The sequence below is a fragment of the Streptomyces sp. Tu 3180 genome (assembly GCF_009852415.1).
Lineage (GTDB): Bacteria > Actinomycetota > Actinomycetes > Streptomycetales > Streptomycetaceae > Streptomyces.
This window is the reverse complement of record NZ_WOXS01000002.1, coordinates 6,857,122-6,869,393: the sequence shown is the minus strand read 5'-3', so window position 1 is coordinate 6,869,393 and position 12,272 is coordinate 6,857,122. Positions and strand designations below refer to the sequence as shown.

Here is a 12,272-nt window from a genome sequence, read left to right as displayed (position 1 = left end):
ATGCAGTACGTTCGGGGCATGTCCCAGCCCGCCAAGTCCGTACGTACACCCGCCACGACCGAGCCGCCGGAGAGCTCCGCAGGCTCCCGCGCCGCCGCCCAGCGGCTGAAGATGCGCCGGGAACTGGCGGCCGCCGCGATGGAGCTGTTCGCGACCAAGGGGTACGAGGCGACCACCGTCGACGAGATCGCGGCCGCCGCCGGGGTCGCCCGCCGCACCTTCTTCCGCCACTTCCGGTCCAAGGAAGAGGCGATCTTCCCCGACCACGACGACACCCTGGTCCGCGCGGAGGCGGTGCTCAACGCCGCGCCCGCCCACGAGCATCCGCTCGACACGGTGTGCCGCGGCATCAAGGAGGTCATGAAGATGTACGCGGCGCGGCCGGAGATCTCGGTCGCCCGCTACAAGCTGACGCGCGAGGTGCCCACCCTGCGCGAGGCGGAGATCGCGTCGGTGGCGCGCTACGAGCGCCTCTTCACCCGCTACCTGCTCGGCCACTTCGACGAGCACGCGCACGACGACGACGCCAACGACGACCCGCTGCTGGCGGAGGTCGCCGCGTCCGCCGTGGTCACCGCCCACAACCACGTGCTGCGGCGCTGGCTGAGGGCCGGCGGCCAGGGGGACGTGGAGACCCAGCTCGACCACGCCTTCGCGATCGTCCGCAAGACCTTCGGGAGCGGCATCATGGCGGGCCGCCGCACCGCCGCCCCGCAGCCGCCCGCGGCCTCGGTGCCGGCGTACGGCGAGGTGCTGGTCACCGTGGCCCGCACCGACGCCCCGCTGGACGAGGTGATGCGGACCATCGAGCAGGCGCTGAAGGAGCGCTGAGCGCGCCACCGGCACCGTGCCCCCGGGCACCCCACCGCTGTGACGACGGCCACCCCACCGGGTGGCCGTTTTGGCATGTCGGAGGCCCTTTTCGACCTCCTTGCGGACCCGGTTCGATCGATCATCGCTCATCTGTTACGTAAAGATTTCATCTGAGAGCAATTTCTGGCACCGAGTGCCTTGCCGGATGACACGGGGTGCCATACGTTGAAGGAGTCCGGGCGGCTGTCCCGGCGGGCTCACTGGCCCGTACGTCCGGACGCCTGCGTCACAGGCAACCTCCCGCGCCACAAAGCGCCGCCGAAGCACCACCACCGCCGAACCGACGGCACCCCCTCACCCACCCTCAGCAGCACCGACGCAACCCTCAGCGCCCCTCCCTCAGGGCGCTCACCGCCGGAGGCAATACCGTGACCGTGAAGGACATCCTGGCCGCGATCCAGTCGCCCGACTCCACGTCGGAGGACTTCGCCGCCCTGCCGCTGCCCGAGTCGTACCGCGCGATCACCGTGCACAAGGACGAGACGGAGATGTTCGCCGGGCTCGCCACGCGCGACAAGGACCCCCGCAAGTCGATCCACCTCGACGACGTGCCGCTGCCCGAACTCGGCCCGGGCGAGGCCCTGGTGGCCGTCATGGCCTCCTCGGTCAACTACAACTCGGTGTGGACCTCGATCTTCGAGCCGCTGTCCACCTTCGGGTTCCTCGAGCGCTACGGCCGCACCAGCGAGCTGGCCAAGCGCCACGACCTGCCGTACCACATCATCGGCTCCGACCTCGCGGGCGTCGTGCTGCGCACCGGCCCCGGCGTCAACTCCTGGCGGCCCGGGGACGAGGTCGTCGCCCACTGCCTCTCCGTCGAGCTGGAGTCCAGCGACGGCCACAACGACACGATGCTCGACCCCGAGCAGCGCATCTGGGGCTTCGAGACCAACTTCGGCGGCCTCGCCGAGATCGCCCTGGTGAAGTCCAACCAGCTGATGCCGAAGCCGGACCACCTCAGCTGGGAGGAGGCCGCCGCACCGGGCCTGGTCAACTCCACCGCGTACCGGCAGCTGGTCTCCCGCAACGGCGCCGGCATGAAGCAGGGCGACAACGTGCTCATCTGGGGCGCGAGCGGCGGACTCGGCTCCTACGCCACCCAGTTCGCGCTGGCCGGCGGCGCCAACCCGATCTGCGTCGTCTCCAGCGAGCAGAAGGCGGACATCTGCCGGTCGATGGGCGCCGAGGCGATCATCGACCGCAGCGCCGAGGGCTACAGGTTCTGGAAGGACGAGAACACCCAGGACCCGAAGGAGTGGAAGCGCTTCGGCAAGCGCATCCGCGAACTCACCGGCGGCGAGGACATCGACATCGTCTTCGAGCACCCCGGCCGGGAGACCTTCGGCGCCTCCGTCTACGTCACCCGCAAGGGCGGCACCATCACCACCTGCGCCTCGACCTCGGGCTACATGCACCAGTACGACAACCGCTACCTGTGGATGTCGCTGAAGCGCATCATCGGCTCGCACTTCGCCAACTACCGCGAGGCCTGGGAGGCCAACCGGCTGATCGCGAAGGGCAAGATCCACCCGACCCTGTCGAAGGTGTACTCCCTGGAGGACACCGGCCAGGCCGCCTACGACGTGCACCGCAACCTGCACCAGGGCAAGGTCGGCGTGCTGTGCATGGCGCCCGAGGAGGGCCTGGGCGTGCGCGACCACGAGAAGCGCGCCAAGCACATCGACGCCATCAACCGCTTCCGGAACGTCTGAGGGCCGGCAGATGACAGAGCGCCAGAAGGACCGTCCGTGGCTCATGCGGACCTACGCCGGTCACTCGACCGCCGAGGCGTCCAACGAGCTGTACCGGCGCAACCTCGCCAAGGGCCAGACCGGGCTGTCGGTCGCGTTCGACCTGCCGACCCAGACCGGGTACGACTCCGACCACGTCCTCGCCCGCGGCGAGGTCGGCCGGGTCGGGGTGCCGGTGGCCCACCTCGGTGACATGCGCCGGCTGTTCCAGGACATCCCCCTGGAGCAGATGAACACCTCGATGACGATCAACGCCACCGCCATGTGGCTGCTGGCGCTCTACCAGGTCGTCGCCGAGGAGCAGGGCGCGGACATCACCAAGCTCCAGGGGACGACCCAGAACGACATCGTGAAGGAGTACCTGTCCCGGGGGACCCATGTCTTCCCGCCGGGGCCGTCGCTCCGCCTCACGACGGACATGATCGCGTACACGGTCTCCCACCTCCCGAAGTGGAACCCGATCAACATCTGCAGCTACCACCTGCAGGAGGCCGGGGCCACACCGGTGCAGGAGATCGCGTACGCGATGTCCACCGCCGTCGCCGTCCTCGACGCCGTCCGCGACTCGGGCCAGGTGCCGCAGGAGCGCATGGGCGACGTGGTCGGCCGGATCTCCTTCTTCGTGAACGCGGGCGTGCGCTTCATCGAGGAGATGTGCAAGATGCGGGCGTTCGGCCGCATCTGGGACCACGTCACCCGCGAGCGGTACGGCATCGAGAACCCCAAGCACCGCCGCTTCCGCTACGGCGTCCAGGTCAACTCCCTCGGCCTGACCGAGGCGCAGCCGGAGAACAACGTCCAGCGGATCGTCCTCGAGATGCTGGCCGTGACCCTCTCCAAGGACGCCCGCGCGCGTGCCGTGCAGCTGCCGGCCTGGAACGAGGCCCTGGGCCTGCCCCGCCCGTGGGACCAGCAGTGGTCGCTGCGCATCCAGCAGGTGCTCGCCTACGAGAGCGACCTGCTGGAGTACGACGACATCTTCGAGGGCTCGAAGGTGATCGAGGCGAAGGTGGAGCAGCTGGTCCGGGACTCGCTCGCGGAGATGGAGCGGATCCAGGAGATGGGCGGCGCGATGGCCGCCGTCGAGTCCGGCTACCTCAAGTCGCAGCTGGTCTCCTCGCACGCCGAGCGCCGGGCGCGGATCGAGTCCGGCCAGGAGAAGATCGTCGGCGTCAACATCTTCGAGGGCACCGAGCCCAACCCCCTCACCGCCGACCTGGACACCGCGATCCAGACGGTCGACCCGGCGGTCGAGGCCCGCGTCGTCGAGGCGCTCCGGAACTGGCGCGACACCCGCTACCAGCCGCCCTTCAACCACCCGCGCCCCTGCAAGGCGCTGGAGAGGCTGAAGGAGGCCGCGCGCGGCACCGACAACCTCATGGAGGCCACCCTGGAGTGCGCCCGCGCCGGCGTCACCACCGGCGAGTGGGCCGGGGCGCTGCGCGAGGTGTTCGGCGAGTTCCGGGCACCGACCGGTGTCTCCTCCGCCCCGGTGGCGGTGGCCGCCGAGGAGGGCTCGGCCCTGTCCGAGGTGCGCCGCAAGGTGGACCTGACGGCCAGGGACCTGGGCGTGGGCAAGCTGCGCTTCCTGGTCGGCAAGCCGGGCCTGGACGGCCACTCCAACGGCGCCGAGCAGATCGCCGTACGGGCCCGCGACGCCGGGTTCGAGGTGGTCTACCAGGGCATCCGGCTCACCCCGGAGCAGATCGTGGACGCCGCGCTGGCGGAGGACGTGCACGCGGTGGGCCTGTCCATCCTCTCCGGCTCGCACGCCCAGCTGGTGCCGGACGTACTCGAACGGCTCCGTGTGGCCGGTGCCACAGATATACCGGTGATCGCCGGTGGCATCATCCCGAACGGTGACGCCGAGGAGCTGCGGGCCGCCGGAGTGGCCGCGGTCTTCACCCCGAAGGACTTCGACATCACCGGGATCATCGGCCGCATCGTCGACGAGATCCGCAACGCGAACAAGCTCGACCCCCTGGAGGTCCCCGCATGACGGTCAACCGCCTTCGCCCCCGGCGTTCCTGCCTGGCGGTACCGGGCTCGAACCCGCGCTTCCTGGAGAAGGCCCAGGGCCTCCCGGCGGACCAGGTCTTCCTGGACCTGGAGGACGCCTGCGCCCCGCTCGCCAAGCCCGAGGCGCGGCACACCATCGTGAAGTTCCTCAACGAGGGCGACTGGACCGGCAAGACCCGCGTCGTGCGCGTCAACGACTGGACGACGGAGTGGACGTACCGCGATGTCGTCACCGTCGTCGAGGGCGCCGGCCAGAACCTCGACTGCATCATGCTGCCGAAGGTCCAGGACGCCCGGCAGGTCGTCGCCCTGGACCTGCTGCTGACGCAGATCGAGAAGACCATGGGCTTCGAGGTCGGCAGGATCGGCATCGAGGCGCAGATCGAGAACGCGCAGGGTCTGAACAACGTCAACGAGATCGCCCAGGCCTCCCAGCGCCTGGAGACGATCATCTTCGGCCCGGCCGACTTCATGGCGTCCATCAACATGAAGTCGCTGGTGGTCGGCGAGCAGCCGCCCGGCTACCCGGCGGACGCCTACCACTACATCCTGATGAAGATCCTGATGGCCGCCCGCGCCAACGACCTCCAGGCCATCGACGGCCCCTACCTGCAGATCCGCAACGTCGACGGCTACCGCGAGGTCGCCCGGCGCGCCGCGGCGCTCGGCTTCGACGGCAAGTGGGTGCTGCACCCGGGCCAGGTCGAGGCGTCCAACGAGATCTTCTCGCCGTCGCAGGAGGACTACGACCACGCCGAGCTGATCCTGGACGCGTACGCGTACTACACGTCCGAGGCGGGCGGCAAGAAGGGCTCCGCGATGCTCGGCGACGAGATGATCGACGAGGCCAGCCGCAAGATGGCCCTGGTCGTCGCGGGCAAGGGACGCGCCGCCGGCATGCGGCGCACCAGCACGTTCGAGATCCCGGAGGCGTGACGGCCATGCAGTTCGGACGCACCTACGAGGAGTTCGAGGTCGGGGCGACGTACAAGCACTGGCCGGGCAAGACGGTCACCGAGTACGACGACCACCTCTTCTGTCTCCTCACCATGAACCACCACCCGCTCCACATGGACACCAACTACGCCGAGAAGACGACGGACTTCGGCAAGAACGTGGTGGTCGGGAACTACGTCTACTCCCTGCTGCTCGGCATGAGCGTGCCGGACATCTCCGGCAAGGCGATCGCCAACCTGGAGATCGAGTCGCTGAGGCACGTGGCCCCGACCTTCCACGGCGACACCATCTACGGCCAGACGACCGTCCTCGACAAGTGGCCGTCGAAGTCGAAGAGCGACCGCGGCATCGTCCACGTCGAGACCAAGGGCTACAAGCAGGACGGCACCCTGGTCTGCGTCTTCCGCCGCAAGGTGATGGTGCCGACCGAGACCTACATCAAGGAGCGCGGCGGCGAGCAGCCCGGCCGCCCGGAGCTGAAGCAGCAGGAGAAGTAGAGATGAGCCGCCTCGCCCAGACCCACGGCCTCACGGACGTCCAGCAGGAGATCCTGTCCACCGTCCGGGACTTCGTGGACAAGGAGATCATCCCGGTCGCGACCGAGCTGGAGCACCGCGACGAGTACCCGCAAGCGATCGTCGACGGCCTGAAGGAACTCGGCCTGTTCGGCCTGATGATCCCCGAGGAGTACGGGGGTCTGGGCGAGTCGCTCCTCACCTACGCGCTCTGCGTGGAGGAGATCGCCCGCGGGTGGATGTCGGTGTCCGGCATCATCAACACCCACTTCATTGTGGCGTACATGCTCAAGCAGCACGGCACCCAGGAGCAGAAGGACCACTTCCTGCCGAGGATGGCGGCCGGCGACATCCGCGGCGCGTTCTCGATGTCGGAGCCGGGCCTGGGCTCCGATGTGTCGGCCATCACGTCGAAGGCGGTGAAGGACGGCGACGAGTACGTCCTGACCGGCCAGAAGATGTGGCTCACGAACGGCGGAACGTCGTCGCTGGTGGCCGTTCTGGTGCGAAGTGACGAGGGTCACTCCCCTTCGGAAACGGCCACGGCGCCGCACAGGTCGATGACCACCTTCCTGGTGGAGAAGGAGCCCGGCTTCGGCGAGGTGCGCCCCGGCCTCACCATCCCGGGCAAGATCGACAAGATGGGCTACAAGGGCGTCGACACCACCGAGCTCATCATGGACGGCCTGCGCGTTTCCGCTGATCGGGTGCTCGGCGGGGTCACCGGACGAGGTTTTTACCAAATGATGGACGGTGTCGAGGTCGGCCGCGTCAACGTGGCGGCGCGTGGCTGCGGCGTCGCTCAGCGTGCCTTCGAGCTCGGCGTCCGGTACGCCCAGCAGCGTCACACTTTCGGCAAGCCGATCGCCCAGCACCAGGCCATCCAGTTCAAGCTGGCGGAGATGGCTACCAAGGTGGAGGCCGCGCATGCGATGATGGTGAACGCAGCGCGCAAAAAGGACTCCGGCGAACGAAACGACCTTGAAGCAGGGATGGCGAAGTACCTCGCCTCCGAATACTGCAAGGAGGTCGTGGAGGACGCCTTCCGGATCCACGGCGGCTACGGCTTCTCCAAGGAGTACGAGATCGAGCGCCTCTACCGTGAGGCCCCGATGCTGCTGATCGGTGAAGGCACCGCCGAGATCCAGAAAATGATCATCGGCCGGCGGCTGCTCGAAGAGTATCGATTCCAGGGCTGATTGCCCGGATACGGGGTGTTTTCTTGGAGAAGAGGATCACACCCCGTATGCACTCTTCGGCCGTCGACTCGGTTGCCTGGCTTACCCAGTTGCGGCCGGAAGCCGCTACGATCGCCGGAAAGCCGCCGTCCCCCGTCACTGCGCGGCATCATCCGCTACGAAGGTCATCCATGCCCCACAGCCAAACCTCTGCACCTCGCGACAGCCTCGCCGGCGTACGCCTCGCGCGCGGAGCATCGCCGTGGCTTCTGCCGACCGTCGCCACCGCAGCCGTCAGCCTTCTGCGCGCCCGCCGCTCGGGTGCCGCCAAGGCCGTCGCCGTCCCCGCCACCGCCCTGGCGGCGGGGATGCTGTGGTTCTTCCGCGACCCCGAGCGCGAGATCGCCCAGGGCCGGGTCATCTCGCCCGCCGACGGTGTGGTGCAGAGCATCATGCCGTGGAAGGACGGCCGTACCCGCGTCGCGATCTTCATGAGCCCGCTCAACGTCCACGTGAACCGGGCCCCGCTGTCCGGCACGGTGACGTCGGTCGAGCACATCCCCGGTGGTTTCGTTCCCGCCTTCAACAAGGAGAGCGAGAACAACGAGCGCGTCGTCTGGCACTTCGACACCGAGCTCGGCGACATCGAGATGATCCAGATCGCCGGTGCGGTGGCCCGCCGCATCGTCCCCTACGTGCCGCAGGGCACCAAGGTCGAGCAGGGCGAGCGCATCGGTCTCATCCGGTTCGGCTCCCGCGTCGACCTCTACCTGCCCGAGGGCGTGGAGGTGGCCGTCGAGGTCGGCCAGAAGACCGTGGCTGGGGTGACTCGCATTGACCGTGATTGATCCCGACACACAGGCGGGCTGGGTGCCCGAGGCCGACGAGGCGGACGACGAGGAGGAGATGCCCCTCTCGCTCCGCCTGTCGATAGCGGACACCCTCACCCTCGGCAACGCCACCTGCGGCTTCATGGCGGTGTACTTCACCACCACCGGCATCCTGATCCCGCACCTCACGGGCAGCCAGGAGACCGGCATGGCCCGCCACAGCGCGGCCACCGCGGTCATCCTGATGCTGTGCGCGGCGGTCTTCGACCTGTTCGACGGCCTGGTGGCGCGCAAGCTGCGCTCCTCCCCCATGGGCGCCGAGCTGGACAACCTCTCGGACCTGATCAGCTTCGGCCTGGCACCGGCGTACTTCGTCCTCGTCTACGGCATGGTCGCGGACGACGCGCACCAGAGAGTGGCCGCGGTCGGGGCGATCGTGGTGCTGCTGGCGGTGGTGCTGAGGCTGGCGAGGTTCTCCTGCGTCACGGTGAAGGACGGCACCTTCCAGGGCATGCCGTCGCCGTTCGGCGCGCTGACCGTCGTCTCGATCGTGCTGCTGGAGCTGCCGTTCGTGGCGACGCTGCTGGCGATCCTGGGCACCGCCTGGCTGATGGTGAGCCGGGTGGAGTACCCCAAGCCGCGGGGCCGCCTCGCGGTGGCGATGCTCACCTGGATCGTGCTCAGCATGGGCATGCTGGCGGCCTGGGCGTTCGACGCCCCCAGCGGGCAGCTGCTGCTGCAGACCGGTTGCGCGCTGCAGCTGGTGATGGGCGCGGTCATCCCGCTGTTCGCGACGGCGCGGCGGGTGAACAACTTCCGCGACAACCGGCGGGAGGCGCGGGCGGCGCAGCTGCCGTAGCGGTGCTCGAGCGGGTGGAAGGGTCCCGGACCTCGTCGGTCCGGGACCCTTCGCCTTTTCCGTGCCCGGCGCGGGCACGGGCCCGGCCGGCCCGTGCCGGCGCCGGGCCCGTTCCGGGCCGTCCCCGGAGGGTCCGGAAGGGCAGGGGCGGCGGGGCGGGAACCGCCCGGGCCTCAGCTCAGGAAGTCGCGGGCGATCCGCTCCGCCGTGCGCTCCAGGACCGGCCCCGCGTCCGCGATGCACTTCGCCACGTCCGGCTCGATGTCCGTCAGCGCGTAGGCCCGCCGGATCCCCGCCCGGCCCAGTTCCTCCGGCGGCAGGGCGAGCCGCCCGCACACCGCGACGACCTCCTTGCCCGCCGCCCGGGCGGCGGCGGCCACGCCCGCCGGCGCCTTGCCGTGCAGGGTCTGCCGGTCCAGGGACCCCTCGCCGGTGATGACGAGATCGGCCCGCTCGAGCGCGGGCGCGAAGCCGAGCACGTCCAGCATGACCTCGATCCCGGGCCGGAAACCGGCCCCGAGCAGCAGCGCGCCGTAACCGATGCCGCCCGCCGCGCCCGCGCCCGGCGAGGCGGCGTACTCGGCGGCCCTCGGCCCCACCGCCCCCTCCAGCACCTCCGCGAAGTGCGCGAGGGCCGCGTCCAGCCGCTCCACGTCCTCGGGGGAGGCGCCCTTCTGCGGGCCGTAGACCGCCGGAGCGCCCTTCGGGCCGGTCAGCGGGTTGTCGACGTCGCTCGCGAGGACCAGCTCGACCTCGCCGAGGCGCGGGTCGAGACCGGACAGGTCGGCCGAGGCCAGCTCGGCGAGCCCACCGCCGCCCGGCGCCACCGGCTCGCCGTCGGCCCGCAGGAAGCGGGCGCCCAGCGCCGACAGCATGCCCGCGCCGCCGTCGGTGGTGGCGCTGCCGCCGACCCCGAAGACCAGGGTGCGCGCCCCCGCGTCCAGCGCGGCCCGCAGCAGTTCGCCGGAGCCGTACGTGGACGCCGTGAGCGGCGCGAGGACGCCCTCCGGCAGCCGCTGCAACCCGCTGGCCTCCGCCATCTCCACGACGGCGGTGTCACCGCGCAGCGCGTACGCCGCCGTCACCTCGTCGCCGAGCGGACCCGCGACCCGTGCCTCCCGCCGTTCGAACCCGGCCGCGACCGCCGCGGCCACGGTGCCGTCACCGCCGTCGGCCACGGGCAGCGCCTCGACCACCAGGTCCGGCACGATCCGGCGCAGCCCGGCCGTCACCCGGTCGGCGACCTCCACCGCCGTCAGCGATCCCTTGAACTTGTCCGCGGCGACGAGCACCCGCCGTGCCGGCTGCGCCGTACGAGTGCCGTTTCCTGCAGCGTCCGCCACTTGCATTCCCCTCGTTCTCCGGGCCTCGCGCGTGTCAAGGCCAGTCGCGCCGCTGTGACCCTAACCGGCGGGCGCCGCCGCCGTCATGCCCCGCCCAGCCCGTGGAACGGCCGTGCGCCCGGCGCGGGGACGCGCGGCCGCGCCGGGATTCGGGTAGACCGGATCCATGACCGCTGTGGGCACGGAGTCGCGACTGGCCGACCGCATCCTCGGGGGCTGGATCGGCCGGATCGCGGGCAACATGCTCGGCAAGCCGGTGGAGCAGGGCGAGGTGTGGACGCGCGAGCGCATCGACCGCTATCTGCGGCGGGCGGACGCCCTGCCCCTCACCGACTACCTCCCCGAGCCGCTGAGCGAGAGCGAGGGCCTCGAGCTGCGCCCCGAGTGGCGCGCCTGCGTCCGGGGCCGCATCCGCGGCAGCTGCCGCGACGACGACATCGACTACGCGATCCTCGGCCTGGACCTGCTGGAGACCCACGGCTTCGGCTTCAGCACCGAGCAGGTGGGCGACCTGTGGCTGCTGCGGCTGCCGTACCTGCAGACCTTCACGGCGGAGCGGGCGGCGTACCGGAACCTCGCGAACGGTCTCAGGCCGCCGCTCACGGCCACCTACGACAACCCCTACCAGGAGTGGATCGGCGCCCTGATCCGGGCCGACATCCACGGCTGGACCTCGCCGGGCGCCCCGGGCCGCGCCGCCTCGCTGGCCCGCAGGGACGCGGTGCTGTCGCACACGGGGAACGGCGTGTACGGCGCGATGTGGGCGGCCGCGCTGGTCTCGGCGGCGTTCACGGCGCCCACGGTGCGGCACGCGGTGGACGAGGCGCTGACGGTGATCCCGGCGAGCAGCCGCCTGGCCCGCACCGTACGCCGGGTCGCCTCCCTGCACGACAGCGGGCTGGCCTGGGAGGACACGCTCACGACCCTCACGGAGGAGACCGCGGGCCTCGGCTGGATCCACACGGTCCCGAACGCCGCCGTGCTCACCGCCGGGCTGCTGTACGGCGACGGCGACTTCACCCGAACCATCGCCCTGACCGTGCGCGGCGGCCTGGACACCGACTCCAACGGGGCGACGGCGGGCTCGGTGGCGGGCGTGCTGTGCGGCGCCCCGGCCGTCCCGGGACAGTGGAAGGACCCCCTGGAGGACACGGTGCGCAGCGCGGTCTTCGGCTTCGACGGGATACGGATCAGCGAGCTGGCGGAGCGCACCCTGAGGCTGGCGCGGACGCGGACCTGACCCGGCCCGGCCCCGCGGCCGGGCGCCGGGGAGGCGGGTCCTGCGCCGCTGACGCGTCCGGCGTGCCACCGGCGCGTGCGCCCTCGGTGCCGGTCACGGGACGGCGCGTGCCGCCGTGCGCCCCGCGGGCCGGCCGCCGTCCCCCGCGGCGGTGCCCGGCGCCGCCGTTACCCTCCCCTCATGACCACCACCCAGGACAACCAGGACTTCGCCGCCTACCTCGCCTCTCTCCCCCGGGTCCTCGCCGGGGCCGCCGTGCTCTTCCGGGACGCCCAGGGGCGGGTGCTGCTCGTCGAGCCGAACTACCGGGAGGGGTGGGCGCTGCCCGGCGGCACGGTCGAGTCGGACGACGGGGAGAGCCCGCGCGAGGGGGCGCGGCGCGAGACGGCCGAGGAGATCGGGCTGGACCGGGAGCCGGGCCGGCTGCTGGCCGTGGACTGGGTGCGGGGCCCGGGGCGGCCGCCGCTGGTGGCGTACCTGTACGACGGCGGGGTGCTCGGCGAGGACGACCTCGGGGCGATCCGGCTGCAGGAGTCGGAGCTGCTGTCCTGGCGGCTGGTGCCGCGCGAGGAGCTGACCGGGTACCTCCGGGGCTCCCTGGGCCGCCGGGTGTCGGCCGCGCTGGACGTCCTCGCCGACGGCTCGGGCACCGCGGAGCTGGAGGACGGGCACCGGGTGCACTGACCCGGCGCCCCGGGTCCGGGCCG

The 12,272-nt window shown here is 71.0% G+C and carries 11 protein-coding genes; 10 read left to right on the top strand and 1 reads right to left on the bottom strand.

Going from position 1 to position 12,272, the window contains the following annotated elements:
• Positions 1-18: 18 nt before the first annotated feature.
• The 8 genes from GL259_RS31490 (at position 19) to pssA (ending at position 8,982) form a co-directional block, all read left to right on the top strand.
• On the top strand, positions 19-831 hold the full coding sequence (locus tag GL259_RS31490) for a TetR family transcriptional regulator (protein WP_159536666.1): 813 nt from the start codon (positions 19-21) through the stop codon (positions 829-831).
• Positions 832-1,247: 416 nt separating this feature from the next.
• Positions 1,248-2,585, top strand: a complete 1,338-nt coding sequence (gene ccrA, locus GL259_RS31485; protein WP_208026642.1) for a crotonyl-CoA carboxylase/reductase — start codon at positions 1,248-1,250, stop codon at positions 2,583-2,585.
• Positions 2,586-2,595: 10 nt separating this feature from the next.
• Positions 2,596-4,623, top strand: coding sequence for a protein meaA (locus GL259_RS31480; RefSeq protein WP_159536664.1), 2,028 nt, complete (start codon positions 2,596-2,598; stop codon positions 4,621-4,623).
• Positions 4,620-5,579, top strand: coding sequence for a CoA ester lyase (locus tag GL259_RS31475; protein ID WP_159536663.1), 960 nt, complete (start codon positions 4,620-4,622; stop codon positions 5,577-5,579). Before GL259_RS31480 ends, GL259_RS31475 begins: the two co-directional genes overlap by 4 nt.
• Before the next feature lie 5 nt (positions 5,580-5,584).
• Complete coding sequence (locus GL259_RS31470; RefSeq protein ID WP_159536662.1) at positions 5,585-6,097, top strand: MaoC family dehydratase; 513 nt, start codon at positions 5,585-5,587, stop codon at positions 6,095-6,097.
• Positions 6,098-6,099: 2 nt separating this feature from the next.
• The gene (locus GL259_RS31465; RefSeq protein ID WP_159536661.1) at positions 6,100-7,314 is read left to right on the top strand and encodes an acyl-CoA dehydrogenase family protein; all 1,215 of its coding nucleotides are present in this window, start codon (positions 6,100-6,102) and stop codon (positions 7,312-7,314) included.
• A gap of 170 nt (positions 7,315-7,484) precedes the next feature.
• Entirely contained in the window at positions 7,485-8,141 is a 657-nt protein-coding gene (locus tag GL259_RS31460; RefSeq protein WP_159536660.1) for a phosphatidylserine decarboxylase, read from the top strand.
• 22 nt (positions 8,142-8,163) lie between these two features.
• On the top strand, positions 8,164-8,982 hold the full coding sequence (gene pssA, locus GL259_RS31455; RefSeq protein ID WP_159539144.1) for a CDP-diacylglycerol--serine O-phosphatidyltransferase: 819 nt from the start codon (positions 8,164-8,166) through the stop codon (positions 8,980-8,982).
• 173 nt (positions 8,983-9,155) lie between these two features.
• Here pssA and GL259_RS31450 read toward each other — a convergent pair whose 3' ends face one another.
• Positions 9,156-10,331 carry a glycerate kinase gene (locus GL259_RS31450; RefSeq protein ID WP_159536659.1) on the bottom strand — a complete coding sequence of 392 codons (1,176 nt, stop codon included), beginning with the start codon at positions 10,329-10,331 and terminating at the stop codon, positions 9,156-9,158.
• A gap of 160 nt (positions 10,332-10,491) precedes the next feature.
• Between GL259_RS31450 and GL259_RS31445 the strand changes: the two genes are divergently transcribed.
• Entirely contained in the window at positions 10,492-11,565 is a 1,074-nt protein-coding gene (locus tag GL259_RS31445; RefSeq protein WP_159536658.1) for an ADP-ribosylglycohydrolase family protein, read from the top strand.
• Positions 11,566-11,745: 180 nt separating this feature from the next.
• Positions 11,746-12,249: an NUDIX hydrolase gene (locus GL259_RS31440; protein WP_159536657.1), complete on the top strand. Its 504-nt coding sequence runs from the start codon at positions 11,746-11,748 to the stop codon at positions 12,247-12,249.
• The last annotated feature ends 23 nt before the right edge of the window (positions 12,250-12,272 follow it).